The 20,203-nt window shown below is 65.5% G+C and carries 13 protein-coding genes and 1 pseudogene; 10 read left to right on the top strand and 4 right to left on the bottom strand.

What is annotated here, in order from left to right; translation table 11 throughout:
- Positions 1 to 341 precede the first annotated feature (341 nt).
- The 5 genes and pseudogenes from FQ664_RS28065 to qhpG form a co-directional block, all read left to right on the top strand.
- Positions 342 to 533: pseudogene (locus tag FQ664_RS28065) on the top strand (hypothetical protein); the annotation flags it as partial.
- 278 nt (positions 534 to 811) lie between these two features.
- The gene (locus FQ664_RS16955; RefSeq protein ID WP_144173475.1) at positions 812 to 2,722 is read left to right on the top strand and encodes a sigma-54-dependent Fis family transcriptional regulator; all 1,911 of its coding nucleotides are present in this window, start codon (positions 812 to 814) and stop codon (positions 2,720 to 2,722) included.
- Position 2,723: 1 nt separating this feature from the next.
- The gene (locus tag FQ664_RS16950; protein ID WP_144173474.1) at positions 2,724 to 4,457 is read left to right on the top strand and encodes an ABC transporter ATP-binding protein; all 1,734 of its coding nucleotides are present in this window, start codon (positions 2,724 to 2,726) and stop codon (positions 4,455 to 4,457) included.
- Positions 4,447 to 5,124 (top strand): subtilisin-like serine protease QhpE, encoded by a 678-nt coding sequence (gene qhpE, locus FQ664_RS16945; protein ID WP_144173472.1) that lies wholly within the window; start codon positions 4,447 to 4,449, stop codon positions 5,122 to 5,124. Before FQ664_RS16950 ends, qhpE begins: the two co-directional genes overlap by 11 nt.
- The gene (gene qhpG / locus FQ664_RS16940) at positions 5,117 to 6,409 is read left to right on the top strand and encodes a flavin-dependent monooxygenase QhpG (protein WP_144173471.1); all 1,293 of its coding nucleotides are present in this window, start codon (positions 5,117 to 5,119) and stop codon (positions 6,407 to 6,409) included. The genes qhpE and qhpG overlap by 8 nt, the downstream gene beginning before the upstream one ends.
- 119 nt (positions 6,410 to 6,528) lie before the next feature.
- Here qhpG and FQ664_RS16935 read toward each other — a convergent pair whose 3' ends face one another.
- Both FQ664_RS16935 and FQ664_RS16930 read right to left on the bottom strand, forming a co-directional pair.
- Positions 6,529 to 7,842: an alginate export family protein gene (locus FQ664_RS16935; protein ID WP_144173470.1), complete on the bottom strand. Its 1,314-nt coding sequence runs from the start codon at positions 7,840 to 7,842 to the stop codon at positions 6,529 to 6,531.
- Between the two features lie 147 nt (positions 7,843 to 7,989).
- Positions 7,990 to 9,483: an aldehyde dehydrogenase family protein gene (locus FQ664_RS16930; protein WP_144173469.1), complete on the bottom strand. Its 1,494-nt coding sequence runs from the start codon at positions 9,481 to 9,483 to the stop codon at positions 7,990 to 7,992.
- A 493-nt stretch (positions 9,484 to 9,976) separates the two neighbouring features.
- On the opposite strand from FQ664_RS16930, the gene peaA reads away from it, so the two are divergent.
- The 5 genes from peaA (at position 9,977) to FQ664_RS16900 (ending at position 16,314) form a co-directional block, all read left to right on the top strand.
- The gene (gene peaA, locus FQ664_RS16920) at positions 9,977 to 11,542 is read left to right on the top strand and encodes a quinohemoprotein amine dehydrogenase subunit alpha (protein WP_144173467.1); all 1,566 of its coding nucleotides are present in this window, start codon (positions 9,977 to 9,979) and stop codon (positions 11,540 to 11,542) included.
- 49 nt (positions 11,543 to 11,591) lie between these two features.
- Positions 11,592 to 13,022 (top strand): quinohemoprotein amine dehydrogenase maturation protein, encoded by a 1,431-nt coding sequence (peaB, locus tag FQ664_RS16915; RefSeq protein ID WP_144173466.1) that lies wholly within the window; start codon positions 11,592 to 11,594, stop codon positions 13,020 to 13,022.
- Between the two features lies 1 nt (position 13,023).
- A complete protein-coding gene (gene qhpC, locus FQ664_RS16910; protein WP_004375838.1) occupies positions 13,024 to 13,347 on the top strand; it encodes a quinohemoprotein amine dehydrogenase subunit gamma in 324 nt (107 codons plus the stop codon).
- Between the two features lie 32 nt (positions 13,348 to 13,379).
- The gene (gene peaD, locus FQ664_RS16905) at positions 13,380 to 14,501 is read left to right on the top strand and encodes a quinohemoprotein amine dehydrogenase subunit beta (protein ID WP_144173464.1); all 1,122 of its coding nucleotides are present in this window, start codon (positions 13,380 to 13,382) and stop codon (positions 14,499 to 14,501) included.
- Between the two features lie 139 nt (positions 14,502 to 14,640).
- Positions 14,641 to 16,314: a fatty acid CoA ligase family protein gene (locus FQ664_RS16900; RefSeq protein ID WP_144173463.1), complete on the top strand. Its 1,674-nt coding sequence runs from the start codon at positions 14,641 to 14,643 to the stop codon at positions 16,312 to 16,314.
- Positions 16,315 to 16,437: 123 nt separating this feature from the next.
- Here the strand turns inward: FQ664_RS16900 and mobA are convergent, their stop codons facing one another.
- Together mobA and FQ664_RS16885 are read right to left on the bottom strand one after the other, a co-directional pair.
- On the bottom strand, positions 16,438 to 17,013 hold the full coding sequence (mobA, locus tag FQ664_RS16890; protein ID WP_144173462.1) for a molybdenum cofactor guanylyltransferase MobA: 576 nt from the start codon (positions 17,011 to 17,013) through the stop codon (positions 16,438 to 16,440).
- Between the two features lie 61 nt (positions 17,014 to 17,074).
- The gene (locus FQ664_RS16885) at positions 17,075 to 20,203 is read right to left on the bottom strand and encodes an efflux RND transporter permease subunit (protein WP_144173461.1); all 3,129 of its coding nucleotides are present in this window, start codon (positions 20,201 to 20,203) and stop codon (positions 17,075 to 17,077) included.

Raw genomic sequence — 20,203 nt, 5'->3', positions numbered from 1 at the left:
CCCTTGTTAAGGATTACTCCGGTATCAGGCGTAGCCTTGATGCAGAGGGGGCAATCCAGTGATCGCTGCTGCGTGGGGTAAAGGTGATGGCGAGGGCGAACTTGCAGGGTAGGAGGGCTGCGGCGGGATTGAAATAAACAGGGTGTTGTTGTTTTGGCTATAAGTAGGAACTTTCCGAAAACTGTAAGTTAGTGTTGATTTTTAGTTCCTGGATTGACTTTTAGGCTCTCTTCGCGGGTATTTAGCTGAAAGCAAGTTGTGCGCTGTTTCTGTAGGTGCGATCGCGTTAGCTGGTCTACCAACCTGCGTACAGCCGTCACCATCTCGTTTGGTCGCGATTTGTGGCGACTCCAGTTGTGCACCTGTCTACGCTGCTGAAAGGGGCGTTTGCAACCAATCTCAAGGCGCTGGAGCTGGCCAAGGGGACCTGTCGTGATCTGTTGTTGAGCAATGACCATGGGCTGGATTCGGCCAAGGCGGTGGTGGAGGCGTTGCTTGATGGGGTGGAAAGGCAGCAGCTGGTCGGGCGGAAGACGGTGCCGGATGTCTGCCGGGCGCTTGGGCTTTGTTGGAATCAAGCGGCAGCCGTGATTGACCTCGGGGGGCTCTTCGCAGGTGCACCCGCTCCCACAAAGATTGCGCAAGCTTGCAGATCTTGAGCAAGACGGTGCTCCTGCGTGTCCCTTTACGTAAACGTCACCATATGCCACCTTCTGCTGCAGCCTGATGACGGCCAGGGATTTCTCCCGCACACTGCGGAAAATTCCCAAGCCCGTTCCCCGCCACCTGCGGGGCACAGCCGGAGTAGAAAATGGCGCGACAATTAATAACAAACGCCCACGACCCGCTGCACGAATCCCGCCAGGCCCGGCTGAAGCTGGCCCGCGAAGGCAAGCTGCCGCAGGGCATGCTGCGCGACGAGATCGACGCTTCCTGGCGGCGCAGCCTGGGCCATGGCCTGGATTGCCTGCAGGGCGAGCAGGTTGGCCTGGGCCAGGAGCAGGGTCATGACCTGCGTATGCTGCTGGAGCGCAACCGCCTGCTGGTCGACGCCGTCACCCCGGAACTGGACTACCTGGTCGCGCGCCAGGGCAAGGCCGGCATTGTCATCCTCGGCGACGCCCAGGCCAACGTGCTGGCCATCGAAGGGCAAAAGCACGTGCTGCAACGCGAAGGCCTGCGCGACCTGCACCTGGGCAGTTGCTGGAGCGAGTCGCTGCGTGGCACCAATGCCATCGGTACGGCAGTGGTGGAAGGCCGACCGACGCAGATCAACTGCGGCGAACATTACCTCGACCGCCTCAGCCCGTTCTCCTGCACCTCCGTGCCCTTGCGCGACCCAGGCGGCCAGGTGATCGGTGTGCTCGACATCACCCGCGAAGGGGTGATGGCGCAGCCACAGGACAACCTGACAACGCTGATGCTGGCCGCCGGCAACATCGAAAGCCGAATGTTTGGCCTGTGCCACCCGGAGCAATTGGTGCTGGCCTTCCACAGCCGCCCGCAATACCTCAACAGCGCCTGGCATGGCCTGTTGGCACTGAGCCTGGACGGTGAAGTGCTGGCCGCCAACGACAGTGCCTGCCAGCTGTTGCAGGTGCCGCGCCATGAGCTGATAGGTCGGCGCAGCAGCGACCTGCTGGGCGAACGTTCGCCAGCCTTCATTGCGCGCCTGTGGCAGGGCGGGGTGAGCAGCGTGCAAACCGCCAAGGGCGAGTTCTACTTCCGTGCCCTGCAGCTGCCGCGCCATGGCCGGGTCAACGGCAGCACACCGGCGAGCAAGCCAGCGCTGAGCAAGCAGTCGCCGGCACTCGACGCGCTGGCCGGTGGTGACCCACGCCTGGCGCGCAACTTGCGCATGGCCCGCCAGGGGCTGGGCAATGGCCTGCCGGTGTTGCTGTTGGGCGAAACCGGTACTGGCAAGGAAGTCGTCGCCCGGGCCTTGCACCAGGCCAGCCCACGGGCCGACAAACCGTTCGTGGCGGTCAACTGTGCAGCCATCCCCGAAGGGCTGATCGAGTCCGAACTGTTCGGCTACCGCGAGGGGGCCTTCACCGGGTCGCGCCGTGGCGGCATGGTCGGGCGGCTGATGCAGGCCCACGGTGGCACGCTGTTCCTCGACGAAATCGGCGACATGCCGCTAGCCCTGCAGGCGCGCCTGTTGCGGGTACTGCAGGAGCGCCGTGTGGCGCCGCTGGGCGCCGGCGACGAGCAGGACATCGACGTGGCATTGATCTGTGCCACCCACCGCGACCTCAAGCGCCTGGTACAGGAGCAGCACTTCCGCGAAGACCTGTACTACCGGGTCAACGGCGTGTCACTGCGCTTGCCGGCACTGCGCGAGCGCGATGACCTGGCCGCCATCATCCACGGGCTGCTGGACAAGTCCGGTGCCCGGGGCGTGACCCTCGACCCGGCGCTGACCGCACTGCTGGAGAGCTTCGACTGGCCGGGCAACATTCGCCAACTGGAAATGGTGGTGCGCACCGCGCTGGCCATGCGTGAGGACGGCGAGCAGCTGCTCACCCTCGATCACCTCACCGATTGCCTGCTGGATGAATTGGCCAGTAGCACGGCGCCTTCCGGCAGCCTCAAGGACAACGAACTGGAACAGATCCGCGGCGCCCTGGTGCGCCACCAGGGCAACGTTTCCGCCGCCGCCGAGGCACTGGGCATCAGCCGGGCGACGCTGTACCGCAAGCTCAAACAGTTGCGCGGCTGACATGGGGGGCCTGTTCGCCCGGCTGGTGGAATCCAGCGACCCTGTACTCATGCGCCAGGCGTTGGCCTGGCTGTATGGTTTCGTGCGCCCCCATCGACGCGCCATCGGCCTGTTGCTCGGTTTGTCGCTGGGTGCCTCGTTGCTGGCGCTGGCGCAACCATGGCTGGTCAAGACCCTGATCGACGGGGGGCTGCTGGCCAAGGACTACCAGACCCTCTGGCACATGGCGGCGATCATGATCGCCGCGGGCCTGCTGGGTACCGTGCTGGCCGGGGTCAACCGCTACCTGCATACGCGCTTGTCGGGGCGCATCCTGTTTGCCCTGCGCGATGACCTTTACCGCCACCTGCAGCAGTTGTCGCCGACGTTCTACGGGCGGCGGCGCATCGGCGACATCCTTTCGCGGCTGGATGGCGATGTGGCGGAAATCCAGCGCTTCGCCGTGGATTCGCTGTTCTCGGCGGTGTCGGCAGTGATCGGCCTGGTGGGCGCGGTGGTGTTGATGCTGATGCTGTCGTGGCAACTGTCGCTGCTGCTGGCGCTGCTGGTGCCGATCGAAGTGCTGTGGTTGCGCTGGATGCGGCGCAAGGTCGAGCGCGAAGTGCGCAACCTGCGCGAGCGCTCGGCGGATGTGTCGTCGTTCCTGGTCGAAACCCTGCCGGCGATGAAGTTCATCCAGGCGGCCGGCCAGCAAGGCCGCGAGGCGGGGCGCCTGGACCAGCTGGGCCAGGGCTACATGCGCCAGCTGCTCAAGGTGCAGGTGACCGAATTCTTCACCCAGGCCATCCCCGGCACGCTGACCTCGTGGTGTCGCGCCTGCGCCTTTCTGGTCGGCGGTTGGTGGGTGATTCAGGGCACCTGGCAGTTGGGTGCGCTGATCGCCTTTTCCACCTACATGGGCATGGCCGTAGGGCCGGTGCAGAGCCTGCTGGGCCTGTACGTGGCGGTGCAGCGCATGGCGGTGAGCCTGGGGCGGGTGATGGAGCTCAAGCAGGAGTCCGTGGCCGTGTGCCCGGCAGCCGACCCGCGGCCGATACCAGACGGCCCGGGCGAATTGCGCCTCGAGGGGCTGAGCTTTGCCCATCAAGGGCGCCAGGGCGCGGTGCTGAACAACGTGCAAGTGTGCGTGCCGGGTGGCCTCAAGGTGGCCATTAGCGGTGCCTCGGGGGTAGGCAAGTCAACCTTGATCGACCTGCTGCAGCGCTTCTACGACCCGGACGCCGGGCGCATCCTGCTGGACGGCACCGACCTGCGCGAGCTGGACCTGGCCGCGCTGCGCCGCCGCATCGCGGTGGTCAGCCAGGATATCGTGCTGTTCCGTGGCACCCTGGCGCAGAACCTGGCCTACGGCGTGCCCGAGGCCAGCCGTGCGGAGCTGGAGCGGGTGGTGCGCCTGGCGCGGCTGGATAGCCTGGTCGACAGCCTGCCGCTGGGCCTGGACGGCCTGCTGGGTGAGCGTGGCCAGCAGCTGTCCGGTGGGCAGAAACAACGCATTGCCATCGCCCGCGCAGTGCTGCAGGCGCCGGCGATCCTGGTGCTGGACGAGGCCACCTCGGCGGTGGACGAAGCCACCGAGCGCGAAGTGATCGCGGCCATCGACCAGCTGTTCGCCGGCCGCACACGTATCCTGATCAGCCACCGTGCTTCGACCCTGGCCGATGCTGACCTGCACCTGCAGCTGCACGATGGCCAGTTGCAGGTGCTGCCCGGGGAGGTGATCAAGCATGGGCACTGACTTGCGCGTTGGCGTCATCGACAGTGGCTGCTCGCCGGAGCAGGCCAGCACCTTGCTGGGCGCGCGCCGCTTCTGGCTGGAGGACGGCCAGTTGCGCGAAGGTGACATGCTGCCCGACCAGCTTGGGCATGGTAGCGCGGTGCTCGCCGGCCTGCAGCGGGAGGCCGGGCCGGTGCCGGTGCTGCTGGCCCAGGTTTTCGGCGCCCAGGCCAGTACCAGCGCCTTGCAGGTGGCGGCCGCGCTGCTGTGGCTGGTGGAGGCGGGGGTTACGCTGGTCAACCTCAGCCTTGGCCTGCAGCAGGACCGGCCTGTGCTGCACCAGGCCTGTGCCGAGGCTTTGGCCGCGGGTGTGCTGTTGTGCGCGTCCAGCCCGGCCCAGGGCGGGCCAGTGTATCCGGCCAGCTACCCTGGGGTGATCCGGGTCACCGGCGATGCCCGGTGCGCGCCGGGCCAGTGGTCTTGGCTGGGTAGCCGACAGGCAGACTTTGGCGGTTATGTGGGGGCGGGCGGCAGGGCGGGCGCGAGCCTGGGCTGCGCGGCCTTGAGTGGCAGGATTGCGGCGTTGCTGCGTGAGGCGCCGGGCATGGACCACCAGCAGGTGCATGACTGGTTGCGCCGCCACGCGGTGTTTGCCGGCCCCGAGCGACGAGGTGCCGGCCATGCCTGAACCGCGCATTGTGGTGCTGGGCGCGGGCCCTGCGGGTGCGACCACGGCCATTGGCCTGCGGCGGCTGGGCTACGCGGTCACGGTGGTGTCCGAGTGGCGCCGGTTCGCGGCGGTCGAGGGGGTATCGCAACGGGTACTTGAAGGCTTGCGTCATGCGGGTCTTGGAAGTGCCTTGAGCCAGGCGGCCATACCGGCCACCCGGCAGGTGCACTGGAACGGCCAGCGACTGCAACTGAACCAGGAGTTTCTGCTCGACCGGCAAGGTTTTGACCGGGCGCTGCGCGACGACCTTCAGCGGGCGGGTGTGAGCGTGATCGAGGGACGGGTACGCGAGGTTGCGCACGAGGGCGGTCATCTTGTTCGCCTGGACGATGGGCAGGTACTGCAGGCCGATTTCCTGGTCGAGGCCCGAGGCCGCCAGGCCCCGCTGGCCGCAGATCGCCTGCGCGGGCCGGAGACGGTCAGCTTGCTGAATGTCTGGCAGGCCAACCCTGGTGTGCCGGCGTCGGCGGTGGAGAGCCTGGAAGATGGCTGGGCGTGGATGGCGCGACTGGAAGATGGCCGCTGCTACTGGCAAGTCACCCTGGACGCCGCCGGGCTGCCGGGCAAGGCCGGGTTGGCGGACTATTGTGCGGCACGGCGAGCCCGCAGTGCACTGGTGGCCGAGCTGTTCGATGCACAGGCGCTGGCGCCGGCCCAGGTGCATGCACGCAGTAGCACTGCGATTCTGGCCGGCGAGTGCGTCGGGCAGGACTGGATACGCGTGGGCGATGCAGCGATGGCCGTTGACCCGCTGTCGGGCAACGGGATCTTCCAGTCACTGTCTTCGGCGTTGCAGGCGCCGGTGGTGATCAACACCTTGCTGAGCAGACCCGAGCGGGCAGGCTTGGCGCGGCAGTTTCACCAGCAGCGGATCGAGCAGCTGTTTTTGCGCTTTGCCCGGATCGGGCGGGATTTCCATGGGCAAGAGCAGGGCCGGGTGGGGCAGCCGTTCTGGGCGCGGCGGCAGGGGTGGCCGGACAGGCAGGCATTGCATGTGGCGGCGGACTGGAGCGTGCTGAGGGTCGAGCGGCGGCCGGTGTTGCGTGACGGGCTGGTGGATGAGGCCGAGGTGGTGGTGACGGCGGATCAGCCTTTGGGCGTGTGGCATGTGCAGGGGGTGGAGTTGGCGCCGGTGGTGCGGGCGTTGCAGGCTGGTCGGCCTCTTGAGGCAGTCCTGAACGGTTGGCTGGCAGAGCAGCAGGTGATGTTGCGGCGTTGGCTGGCAGAGCAGGGTTACTGCTGAGATCCGGGGGCCGCCTTGCGGCCCTTTCGCCGGCAAGCCAGCTCCCACTTCGATCGCATTGACCTCAGGTCTGGTGCTATTCCTGTGGGCGCTGGCTTGCCGGCGATGGGGGCATCAATTCAGAAGAAGGTTCCGACCACCAGTTGCATATAGGTCCCGCTATCTCGCCCTCCCAGTTGCGTCCCACCATTGGCCGCACTGCGCTCCGGCTTGTAGAAACCCACCAATGGGCTGATCAGCAGGTGGTCGTTGACCATCCATTCCACATACAGGTCCAGCTCCCGCCCGCCCAAGTTGCCCTGGTCGGTGTCCAGCGTGTCGAAGTCGAAGTACAGCGCGCCCACGGTCAGGTTGTCCCGTGGTTTGCCTTTGAGCGCCACGTGGTGCACCTGGCTGTTGCTGTTGAACGGCCCGGCATAGTTGGCCGCCACTTCACCCTGGAACCAGGTGCCATAGCCACGGCTCAGGCCATAGAACAGCGGGTCGAAATCTTCGGAAAAACGGCTGTAGCGGTAAGTCGCGGTGGGGGACCAGGGCAGTTCGGAGAAGGTCCAGTTGCCCTCCAGGTACCAGGCGTTCTCCCGCCCGCCGGTTTTGTCCTGGGTCACGTACTCGGCGGCCAGTTCCAGGTCCTTCACACCGAGGTTGCCACGCCCGCGCAGGCTGGCGGTGTCCATGCCGTCGCGGTGTTCCAGGCCCATGATCTGCGCGTAGCGCTGGTCCACCTCGAGGCCGCGGATCCAGCTCAGGCCTACGCTGCCGGCATCGGCGACGTGTTCCAGGTTTGCCACCGCCAGCGAGGTGTCGGCCTGGTAGTGGTTGTCGGACTTCAGCCACATCAGGTCGCTGCGCCAGCCTTGCTTGCCGCCCAGGCGCAGTACGGCCGTGCGGTCGAAGGCCTTGCGTGCGGCCAGGTAGTAGGCGCCGCCGCGGTCGAAGTTGGCGCCCAGGTCGACCTTGCCCAGGTTCACCGGGTCGCCCTGGATCAAAAAGCCGTCACCCAGGGTCACCACCTGGCGGCCACCGGAAATGTCCACGCCGTCTTCGCCCAGGGCCGGGAACAGGTTGGCCGAGCGCCAGCCCAGGTACAGGTCTTCGACAGCGGTGCGGCGCTCGTCCCCCCGGGTCAGGCCGGCGGCATCGCCATCGCCCCAGGTGGCGGAGCTGAGCAGGTTGAAGGCGCCGTAGAGCGCGCCGCTGTCGGCCAGGGCCTGGCTGCCGCTGAGGCCGTACTTGACGTAGCCTTCCTGCCAGGCGGTGCTGCCGGGCTTGCGGTTGCCGGCCAGGTTGAAGCTTTCGTCGCTGTGGAAGGTGCCGAACAGGGCTTCGAGGTCGGCGTTGAGGGTGGTGCCGTCGTGGTTGTACAGTTCGTAGGCCTGGGTGACGGGGGTGGCGAACAGCAGGGCCAATGTACAGGCGAGTGTGTGCCTCATGGTGTGCTCCATGTTTTTGTTGTTGTTTTCGGGTTTGCCTGTACCGGTCTCTTCGCGGGTGAACCCGCTCCCACAGGGATCCCACAGTGTTCAGACCTGTGGTGATCCTGTGGGCTTACCCGCGAAAGGGCCGCTACAGGCTGAAGGTCAGAGCTTGATCAGCACCGACTTCAGCTCGGTGTAATGCTCGATGGCCGCCGCCCCCATCTCGCGGCCGACGCCGGACATCTTGTAGCCGCCAAACGGTAAGGCAGGGTCCAGCGCGCTGTGGCAGTTGACCCACACCGAGCCCGACTTGATCCGCGGGATCATCCGGTGCACGGCGGCCAGGTCGTTGGACCAGATGCTCGCACCCAGGCCATAGGGGTTGTCGTTGGCCATGCCGATCACTTCGTCGATGTCATCGAACGGCATCGCCACCAGCACTGGCCCGAAGATCTCTTCCTGCACCAGGCGGTGGTGCTGGTCGACATCGACGATCACCGTCGGCCTGACGAAGTAGCCCGGCCCGAAGCCTTCGCCACCACAGGCGATGGTCGCGCCCAGCTCGCGGCCAAGCTCGATGTAGCCGGTGACGCGGTCCTGCTGCTTGGCCGAGATCAGTGGGCCCATCTGCACCGCCGGGTCCAGGCCGCTGCCCAGCTTCATGCTGTTGGCGATGCCGGCGATATCGGCCACCACGTTGTCGAAGTGCTTGCGGTGCACATACAGGCGGGACCCTGCGCAGCAGACCTGGCCCTGGTTGAAGAAGATCGCCGTGGCGGCGCCGGCGGCAGCTTCCTGCAGGTTGGCGTCGGGCATGACGATGGTTGGCGACTTGCCGCCGAGTTCCAGGGTGACGCGGGTCATGTTGTCCATGGCCGCCTTGCCGATCAGCTTGCCGACCTCGGTGGAGCCGGTAAAGGTCAGTTTGTCCACGCCAGGGTGGCGGCTGAGCGCGGCGCCGGCGTTCAGACCGGTACCGGTGACCACGTTGAACACGCCGGCCGGGTAACCGGCTTCGTCCACCAGCTCAGCCAGCTTGAGCACGCTCAGTGGTGTTTCGTCAGCAGGCTTGAGCACTACGGTGCAACCGGTAGCCAGAGCCGGGCCGAGCTTCCAGCACGCCAGCAGCAACGGGAAGTTCCAGGCGACGATGGCGCCGACCACGCCCACTGCCTCGCGGCGGACGAAGCCGTGGAACTGGTCGTTGGGCATCAACGGCATCGAGGCTTCGACGGTGCTACCTTCGATCTTGGTAGCCCAGCCGGCCATGTAGCGCAGGAAGTCGATGGCCAGTTGCACGTCCATCAGCTGGGCCACGGCGGCGCTCTTGCCGTTGTTCAGGCATTCCAGTTCGGCCAGCTGGCGGGCGTCGCGTTCCATCAGGTCGGCCAGGCGCCACAACAGGTTCTGCCGCTCGCGCGGGCGCAGGCGGCTCCATGGCGAATCATCGAAGGCCTGGCGCGCGGCACGCACGGCGCGGTCGACATCTTCGGCCTCGGCGGCAGGCACTTCACCCAGCACCTCGCCAGTGGCCGGGTTGCGGAACGACAGGGTGCGACCGCTGGCGGCGTCCTGCCAGTCGGCGCCGATGCGCATCTTCAGCTTGCGTTCGAGAAAGGCGCGGGTGGCGGGCAGGATGGGCAGTTCGGAAAGCATGGGGCTGTGCCTCTTGTCATTGGATGTGACGGGCACAGGCGCAATGGGCGTGCCAAGCTGGGTAGATGGCTACAAACCGTTGAGCGGGTTGGGTTTTATCTTGGTGCAAGGTCGGGATTGCAGGGTTGCGCTGTTGCACATTGAGACGGTGTGAGACGGTGGTGAAACAGTGGCATCAAGGGCCAATCGCCGGCAAGCCAGCACCCACAGGTTAACCACTGCCTTGAAGACCTGTGCTGTACCTGTGGGAGCTGGCTTGCCGGCGATTGGCCGGCGCAGCAGGCCCTGTCTCAGGATGAAACACCCTGTCGCGAAATGGCACGCTGCAATTGGCCATCTCTGCTGGCAGTAAAACCCCGAAAACCGGCTAATAGATTGAAAGAAAACACTTTTATTACCACTGGCACAGTTCCTGTATCACAACCGTCACATGCACACCTGCTGTACCAAAGCGTGCGACAACGATAAGAACAACAACCGTGGAGGTCTGACCTTGAAGACGACTCGACTCCGGCGGCATGCGGGCAAACTGGCGCTGGTCGCCGCCGCGCTGCTGAGCACCCAGGCCATGGCGGCCGAGCAGGGCCCGAGCCTGTTGCAGAACAAGTGCATGGGATGCCATATCCCCGAAGGCAACGACGCGTACAGCCGTATCAGCCACCAGCGCAAGACGCCGGAAGGTTGGTTGATGAGCATCGCCCGCATGCAGGTGATGCACGGTCTGCAGATCAGCGACGATGACCGCCGCACCCTGGTCAAGTACCTGGCCGACAAGCAAGGCCTGGCGCCCAGCGAGACCGATGGCGTGCGTTATGCCATGGAGCGCCGGCTCAACACCGTCGAGCAGTTCGACACCCGGCTCAGCGAAACCTGTGGTCGCTGCCACTCCGGTGCCCGCGTCGCCTTGCAGCGGCGCCCGGCCAAGGAGTGGGAGCACCTGGTCAACTTCCACCTTGGCCAGTGGCCGTCCCTCGAATACCAGGCCCAGGCGCGTGACCGCGACTGGCTGCCGATTGCCCTGCAGCAAGTGGTGCCCGACCTGGCCAAGCGCTACCCACTGGAAAGCGCGGCGTGGGCCGAATGGCAGAAGGCCAGGCCCACGGCCGATGCGCTGCCGGGCCAGTGGGCATTCAGCGGCCACATGCTGGCCAAGGGCGATGTGCGCGGGGTGATGAGCGTCACGCCTGACCAGGGCGATACTTTCAAGGTCGAGGTCAAGGGCGCTTATGCCGACGGTACGCCGTTCAATGGCAGCGGCTCGGCGATCCTCTACAACGGCTATGAATGGCGTGGCAACGTCAAGGTCGGCGACGTCAACCTGCGCCAGGTGTTCGCCGCGCTGGATGGCGAAATGAAGGGCCGCATGTTCGAGGCCGAGCACGATGAGCGTGGCCTGGACTTCACCGCGGTGAAGGAGGGCAAGGCGCGCCTGCTGGCGCTACAGCCGGCATTCATCAAGGTCGGTGGTGAAAGCGAGATCACCCTGGTTGGCAGTGGCCTGGCCGGCAAGCCGGACCTGGGTGCTGGCGTGGAAGTGACCGAAGTGCTGGAGCAGACCCCGACCCTGGTAAGGGTGAAGGCGCGCGCCGCGGCCGATGCCAAGCCTGGCCAGCGCGAAGTCGCCGTAGGTGCGCTCAAGGGCGTCAACCTGGCGGTCTACGACAAGGTCGAGGAAGTGAAGGTGGTGCCGGCATTCTCCATCGCTCGCATCGGCGAAAACGGCGCCTCGGTGCCCAAGGTGCAGGGCCGTTTCGAGGCCGAAGCCTGGGGCAAGGACGCCAATGGCCAACCGCTGCGCATCGGCTACCTGCCGGCCAGCTGGAAGGTCGAGCCGTTCAACGAGCGTGCGGTCGAGGATGAAGACGTCAAGTTCGCCGGGAAGATGCAGGCTGATGGCGTGTTCGTGCCAGGCGGTGCCGGCCCCAACCCGGAGCGCAAGATGATGACCAACAACGCCGGCAACCTGAAGGTCATCGCCACCCTGGCCGACGGTGGCCAGACCGGCGAAGGGCACATGATCGTCACCGTACAGCGCTGGAACAACCCGCCGCTGCCGTAACGGCAGGGGGCTTACGGTTTTCCAACGGATCGATTATCGGGAGGTCGCCATGGGCGCACTACTGAACCTGGTCGAACGCAACCTGCATGAAGTGCAGGTCGATGCCGACCGCATGCTGTTCCATATCCCCAGCAGTTCGCTGTTCACCGCCGACGCGGTGACCGGCGGCATCATCGACACCCTGCGCCAGCAAGGCTGCTCGGCCGAGGAGCTTATGCAGCGCCTTGGCCAGCAGTTTGCCGGCGACGATATCCAGGACACCCTGCGCGAGCTGATCGCGCTGGAGCTGGTCAGCGACGGCTCGCCGCTGACCCCGGAAATCGCCATCAAACAGGTCGAGCGCACTGCGCTGAACACCGTGGTGCTCAACGTCAACACCGGCTGTAACCTCAGCTGCACCTACTGCTACAAGGAAGACCTGGACAAGCCGTCCGTGGGCAAGAAGATGAGCACCGCCACCGCTGAAGCCTCGGTGGAGATGCTGCTCAAGGAGTCGCCCGACGAGCAGCGCTACAGTGTGGTGTTCTTCGGTGGCGAGCCGCTGTCCAACCGGCCGCTGATCGAGCACATGGTCGCCTACTGCGAGCGGCGCTTCGCCGAGGCGGGCAAGCAGGTGGAGTTCATCATGACCACCAATGCCACGCTGCTCACCGAAGAGATCATCGACTGGCTCAACGCCCACCGCTTCGGCCTGTCGATCAGCATCGACGGCCCCAAGACCGTGCACGACCGCAACCGCATCACCGTGGGCGGGCAGGGCACCTATGACGTGGTGCGGCGCAAGGCGGACCTGCTGCTGTCGCGCTACACCAGCCGCCCGGTGGGCGCGCGGGTCACGCTGACCCGTGGCATCACCGACGTCGAGACCATCTGGAACCACCTGTTCAACGAACTGGGCTTCGCTGAAGTCGGCTTTGCCCCGGTTACTTCTGGCGACATGGCCAACTTCAACCTCACCGGCGAAGAACTGGTGCAGGTGTTCGCCAACATGAAGGCGCTGGGCCGGCGCTACCTGGAGGCAGCGCTGGAGCACCGCAATATCGGTTTCTCCAACCTGCACCAGCTGATCACCGACATCCACGAAGGCCACAAGAAGGCCCTGCCGTGCGGTGCCGGCTTGAAGATGCTGGCGGTGGACCACGAAGGCGAGCTGAACCTGTGCCACCGCTTCACCGGCTCCAGCCTGCCGACCTTCGGCAACGTGCACCAGGGCGTGCAGCAGGTACAGCTCAACGACTTCCTGTCGCAGCGCCTGGACCGCAGCAATACCGGCTGCGACAGCTGCCGCATCCGCAACCTGTGCTCCGGCGGCTGTTACCACGAAAGCTATGCCCGCTATGGCGACCCGCAGCACCCGACCTACCACTATTGCGAACTGATGCGCGACTGGGTCGACTTCGGTATTGAAGTCTACAGCCGCATCATGGCCGCCAACCCGGCCTTCATCGATCGCTACATCACCCCGCGGAAGGCGCACTGACATGAAGCATTTGAAGCCCCTGAACAACAAGGCGCGCATCCTTGAGCAGGCCGCCGCCGAAGATCGCGTCGAAGAAGTCATGGCCATGAGTGCGGTGGCTGGCTGCACCGCCACCACCGACCCGGGCTGGGAAGTGGATGCTTTTGGCGGCGTAAGTTCGCTGTGCCAGCCGATGGAGGCCGACCTGTATGGCTGCTCCGACCCTTGCTGGTGGCCGGCCCAGGTGCCGGACATGATGAGCACCTATCAGGACTGGAACGCCCAGGCGAGCAACTCTGCCGAAGACTGGCGCAACCTCGGCACCGTGTTCCCGAAAGACAAGTGACCGGCCCAACAAGAATGACAAGGGGAAACCGCATGAAAGCTGGACGCTGCGCGCCACTCGCGCTCACCATCGCCGCCACGGCCTGCGCCGGGCTGGTACAGGCCGCCACCACCGGGCCGGCGCTGAAGGCTGGCCACGAATACATGATCGTGACCAACTACCCGAACAACCTGCACGTGGTCGATGTGGCCAGTGACACGGTGTACAAGAGCTGCGTCATGCCCGACAAGTTCGGCCCCGGCACCGCGATGATGGCGCCGGACAACCGCACCGCCTACGTGCTCAACAACCACTACGGCGACATCTACGGCATCGACCTGGACACCTGCAAGAACACCTTCCACGCCAACCTGTCCAGCGTGCCGGGTGAGGTGGGCCGGTCGATGTACTCGTTCGCCATCAGCCCGGACGGCAAGGAGGTGTACGCTACGGTCAACCCGACCCAGCGCCTGAACGACCACTACGTGGTCAAGCCACCGCGGCTGGAAGTGTTCAGCACCGCCGATGGCCTTGAGGCCAAGCCGGTACGCAGCTTCCCGATGCCGCGCCAGGTGTACCTGATGCGTGCGGCGGACGATGGCAGCCTGTACGTCGCCGGGCCGGACATCTACAAGATGGACGTGAACACCGGCAAGTACACGGTGGCCTTGCCGCTGCGCAACTGGAACCGCAAAGGCTACAGCGCCCCGGACGTACTGTACTTCTGGCCGCACCAAAGCCCGCGCCACGAGTTCTCGATGCTGTACACCATTGCCAGGTTCAAGGATGACAAGCAGGACCTGGCCACCGCCGAGCTGCTGTATGGCTACCTGAGCGTCGACCTGAAGACCGGCAAGACCCACACCCAGGAGTTCGCCGACCTGACCGAGCTGTACTTCACCGGGCTGCGTTCGCCGAAAGACCCGAACCAGATCTACGGCGTGCTCAACCGCCTGGCCAAGTACGACCTCAAGCAGCGCAAGCTGATCAAGGCGGCGAATCTGGACCACACTTACTACTGCGTGGCCTTCGACAAGAAGGGCGACAAGTTGTACCTGGGCGGCACCTTCAACGACCTGGCGGTGTTCAACCCGGATACGCTGGAGAAAGTGAAGAACATCAAGTTGCCGGGTGGCGACATGTCCACTACTACGCCGCAGGTGTTCATCCGTTAAACCGGTGTTGCTTTCTTCGCGGGTAAACCCGCTCCCACAAGGACCTCCACAGGGGCTGAATGTGGTGCGGTCCCTGTGGGAGCGGGTTTACCCGCGAAGAGGCCCGCTCAATCAACACAAGAACAACAAGAGACCGCCCATGCCCCAGCCAAGCTACTCCCAGGGCAACCAGGACAAATCCCTGCTTACCCAGTGCATCGGCGACGCCTTCGACACCACCGTCGCCCGCTTCCCCGACCGCGAAGCCCTGGTAGTCCGTCACCAGGCCCTGCGCTACACCTGGCAGCAACTGGCCGAAGCCGTCGACCAGCACGCCCGTGCGCTGATGGCGCTGGGCGTGCAGCCCGGTGACCGCCTCGGCATCTGGGCCCCCAACTGCGCCGAGTGGTGCATCACCCAGTTCGCCAGCGCCAAGGTCGGCGCGATCCTGGTCAACATCAACCCGGCCTACCGCTCCAGCGAACTGGACTACGCCCTCGGCCAGTCCGGTTGCCGCTGGGTGATCTGCGCCGACGCGTTCAAGACCTCCGACTACCACGCCATGCTGCTTGGCCTGGTCCCGGGCCTGGCCAGCGGCCAGCCGGGCGCCCTGATCTGCGAACGTTTCCCCGAACTGCGCGGCGTGGTCAGCCTGGCCGCCGCACCACCGCCGGGCTTCCTCGCCTGGCATGGCCTGCAGGCCCGTGCCGCAGCCGTCAGCCGCGAAGCCCTGGCCGAGCGCCAGGCTCAGTTGCGCTGCGACGACCCGATCAACATCCAGTACACCTCGGGCACCACCGGTTTCCCCAAGGGCGCCACGCTCAGCCACAGCAATATCCTCAACAACGGCTACATGGTCGGCGAGAGCCTGGGCCTGACCGAGCATGACCGGCTGGTGGTGCCGGTGCCGCTTTACCACTGCTTTGGCATGGTCATGGCCAACCTCGGCTGCATGACCCACGGCAGTACCCTGATCTACCCCAACGACTCCTTCGACGCGCTGGCCACCCTGCGTGCGGTGGCGGAAGAAAGGGCCACTGCGTTGTATGGTGTGCCGACCATGTTCATCGCCGAACTGGACCACCCGCAGCGTGGCGAGTTCGACCTGTCGAGCCTGCGCACCGGGATCATGGCCGGCGCCACCTGCCCGATCGAAGTGATGCGCCGGGTTATCGGCGAGATGCACATGGCCGAGGTGCAGATTGCCTACGGCATGACCGAGACCAGCCCGGTGTCGCTGCAGACCGGCGCCAGCGACGACCTGGAGCGCCGCGTGACCAGCGTCGGGCGTACCCAGCCGCGGCTGGAGAACAAGGTGATCGATGCCGACGGCAACAGCGTGCCGCGTGGCGAGATCGGCGAGCTGTGCACGCGGGGTTACAGCGTGATGCTGGGCTACTGGAACAACCCCAAGGCCACGGCCGAAAGCATCGATGAACAAGGCTGGATGCACACCGGCGACCTGGCGGTGATGGACGAGCAGGGCTATGTGCGTATTGTCGGGCGCAGCAAGGACATGATCATTCGTGGCGGTGAGAACATCTACCCGCGCGAGCTGGAGGAGTTCTTCTTCACCCACCCGGCGGTGGCCGATGTGCAGGTGATTGGCGTGCCGTGCAGCAAGTACGGTGAAGAGATCGTGGCCTGGGTGCGGCTGCACCCGGGGCATACGGCCAGCGAAGAGGAACTGCGCGAGTGGGCGAAGGCGCGGATTGCGCACTTCAAGGTGCCCCGGTACTTCCGCTTTGTCGATGAGTTCCCGATGACGGTGACCGGCAAGGTGCAGAAGTTCCGCATGCGTGAGATCAGTGTCGAGGAGCTGTCTGCCGGGTGATGTGCTGCCTGTGTCGGCCTCTTCGCGGGTAAACCCGCAGGTTCTCCACTGCCCTTGGGGCCTGTGCAGTACCTGTGGGAGCGGGTTTACCCGCGAAGAGGCCAGCACAGGCAGTAGATGATCTCAGCCTTGTAAAAACTGCGGGCTGTTGAAGTTGCTCAACCTGCGATCATCGTCGGCACATTCCAGGCCCTGCACCGACTCACGCAGCAAGGCCTTCTGCAAGCTTCGCTCACCCGCCGCCCAGGCCTGCTCCAGCACTGGCAACACCCGGTGTGGCAGCACGCTGAACATTGGCTGCCAGTACCCACCCTGGCGCACCATGGCCGCACTGTCACTGGCCACCGCCAAGCGCAGCAGGTCCTCGATCAACCCCCGGTCCACCAACGGCGCATCGCAAGCCAGCAGCACCACCCATTCATGCTGCGCCACCTTGAGCCCGGCAATCACCCCCGCCAACGGCCCGGGGTAGTCCGCCTCGGCATCGCCCACCAACTGGTCGGCATACGCCCGGTAGGCCTCCTGGTTGCGGTTGCAGGAAACCACCAGATCATCGCTGAGCGGCCGTACCACCCGTTGCACATGCGCCACCAGCGGTTCGCCCTGCCAGTCGATCAGGCCCTTGTCACGGCCGCCCATGCGCTGGCCGCGGCCACCGGCGAGAATGAGGATGGAGCAGGGGGGCAGGGCATCGGGCATGAAAAAGGGTTCCGGGCAGTCATTGCCGGGAACCCTCCCATTTCACGCGGGGCTTGTCCAGTCAGCTGTCGCTGGTCACGGCCTGCGTGTCGGCATTACCTGCTTGGCGTCGCCCGGCAAGGCGCATCACTACCACGAAGAACACCGGCACGAACACCACCGCCAGGGTGGCGCTGAGCATGCCGCCGATCACCCCGGTGCCGATTGCCTGCTGGCTGGCCGAGCTGGCGCCGCTGGCGATGGCCAGTGGCACCACGCCGAGGATGAACGCCAGCGAGGTCATCACGATCGGCCGCAGGCGCAGGCGCGCGGCCTGCACGGCAGCATCCACGGCATCCACACCCTGATCGACCAGGTGCTTGGCGAACTCGATGATCAGGATGGCGTTCTTCGCCGACAGACCGATCAGGGTGATCAGGCCGACCTTGAAAAACACGTCGTTGGGCATGCCGCGCAGGGTTACCGCCAGCACCGCACCGAGCACGCCCAGCGGCACCACCAGCAGTACTGCTGTTGGGATCGACCAGCTTTCGTACAGCGCCGCCAGGCACAGGAACACGACCAGCAACGACAGCGCCATCAGCATCGGCGCCTGGCTGCCGGACAGCCGCTCCTGCAGCGACAGACCGGTCCATTCCAGGCCGGCGCCGGCCGGCAGTTGCGCCACCAGGCGCTCGACCTCGGCCATGGCTTCGCCCGAGCTGTAGCCGGCTGCCGGCTCGCCGGAAATCGACACCGCCGGGTAGCCGTTGTAGCGGGTCAGCTGCACCGGGCCGCTGACCCATTTGGCCTGGACGAATGCGCCCAGTGGTACCATCTTGCCGCTGTCGTTGCGCACATGGATCTTCAGCAGGTCTTCGACCTGGCTGCGCTGGTCGCCTTCGGCCTGCACCACCACCCGCTGCATGCGGCCCTGGTTGGGGAAGTCGTTGACGTAGCTGGAACCCACGGCCACGTCCAGCACCGTGCCGATATCGGCAAACGACACGCCCAGGGCATTGGCCTGGCGGCGGTCGATTTCCAACTGCACCTGCGGGCTTTCCGCCAGCGAGGCTTCGCGCACGTTGCTCAACACCTTGCTCTTGGTGGCATTGGCCAGCAGCGCGTCACGGGCGGCCATCAGTGCGGCGTGGCCCATGCCGCCGCGGTCCTGCAGGCGGAACTCGAAGCCGGTCGACTCGCCAAGGCCATCGATCGGCGGCGGCAGCACGGCGTAGGCCACGGCGTCCTTGAGCTGGGTGAAGGCCATGGTCGCGCGGTCGGCGATCGACTGGGCGCTGTCGTCGGCGCCGCGTTCCGACCAGTCCTTGAGCGTGGTGAAGGCCAGCGCCGCGTTCTGCCCGCTGCCGGAGAAGCTGAACCCCAGGATCAAGGTGGTGTTGCCCACGCCCGGCTCCTCGGCGTTGTGCGCCTCGATCTGTGCCGCCACCTGTTCGGTGCGCATGCGGCTGGCGCCTGGCGGCAGCTGGATGTCGGTGATGGTGTAGCCCTGGTCTTCGGTGGGCAGGAACGCTGTGGGCAGCTGGCTGAAGCCATAGCCCAGCACCGCCAGCAGCAGCGCGTATACCAGCAGGTAGCGGCCGCTGCGCTTGAGCGCCTGCATCACCCAGCGCTGGTAGCCGTTGCTCATGCCTTCGAAGCGGCGATTGAACCAGCCGAAGAAGCCTTTGCGTTCATGGTGCTCGCCCTTGGCCACCGGTTTGAGCAGGGTGGCGCATAGCGCCGGGGTCAGGCTGAGGGCCAGGAACGCGGAGAACAGGATCGACACTGCCATCGACAGCGAGAACTGCTGGTAGATCACCCCCACCGAGCCTTGCATGAAGGCCATGGGCAGGAACACTGCCACCAGGACCAGGGTAATGCCGACGATTGCCCCGCTGATCTGGCCCATGGCCTTGCGCGTGGCCTCCTTGGGCGGCAGGCCTTCCTCGGCCATGATCCGCTCGACGTTTTCCACCACCACGATGGCATCGTCGACCAGGATGCCGATGGCCAGCACCATGCCGAACAGGGTCAGCACGTTGACCGAGAAGCCCATGGCCAGCATCACGGCGAAGGTACCCATCAGCGCCACCGGTACCACCAGCGTCGGGATCAGGGTGTAGCGCAGGTTCTGCAGGAACAGGAACATCACCGCGAACACCAGCAGCATGGCTTCGAACAGGGTGTTGATGACCTGTTCGATCGACACCTTGACGAATGGCGAGGTGTCGTAGGGGATGTCGTACTTGACGCCTTCCGGGAAGTAGCGCGCCAGGTCCTGCATCTTCGCCCGCACCAGGGTGGCGGTTTCCATGGCGTTGGCGCCCGGCGACAGTTGCACGCTGAAGGCGGTGGCCGGCTTGCCGTTCAGGCGCGTGCCGTACTGGTATTCCTGGGCACCGATCTCGACCTGGGCGACATCGCCGATGGTCACCGTGGAACCGTCCGGGTTGGCGCGCAGGACAATCCCGGCGAACTCCTCGGGGGTGCTCAGCTGGCCCTTGACCACCACGTTGGCGGTGATTTCCTGGGTGCTGCGGCTGGGCAGGTCACCAATGCTGCCGGGGGCCACCTGGGCGTTCTGCGCGGCGATGGCCTCCGCCACATCGTTGGGCGTGAGGTTGAAGCCGATCAGCTTGCGCGGGTCGATCCAGATGCGCATGGCACGCTCCGAACCGTACAGCTGGGCCTTGCCGACGCCCTTGAGGCGGCGGATTTCATCCATCACGTTGCGCGCGAGGAGATCCGACAGGGCGGTTTCGTCGAGCTTGCCGTCTTCGGCGGTGAGGGTGGCGAGCAGCAGGAAACCGGTGGAGACCTTTTCCACCTGCAGGCCCTGCTGGGTCACCGGGCGTGGCAGGCGCGACTCGACCACCTTCAGGCGGTTCTGCACGTCGACCTGGGCCAGGTCCGGGTTGGTGCCCGGGGCGAAGGTGGCGGTGATGGTGGCGCTGCCCAGGCTGCTCTGCGACTCGAAGTACAGCAGGTTGTCGGCGCCGTTGAGCTCCTGTTCGATCAGGCTGACCACGCTCTCGTCCATGGTCGCCGCCGAAGCGCCCGGGTACACGGCGTAGATTTCCACCTGCGGCGGTGCCACGTTGGGGTACTGGGCCACCGGCAGCTGCGGGATGGCCAGGGCACCGGCCAGCAGGATGAACAGGGCGACCACCCAGGCGAATACCGGGCGGTCGATGAAGAATTGCGGCAT

It is taken from the genome of Pseudomonas persica, assembly GCF_900291015.1.
Lineage (GTDB): Bacteria > Pseudomonadota > Gammaproteobacteria > Pseudomonadales > Pseudomonadaceae > Aquipseudomonas.
This window is presented reverse-complemented; position numbering and strand designations above follow the sequence as displayed.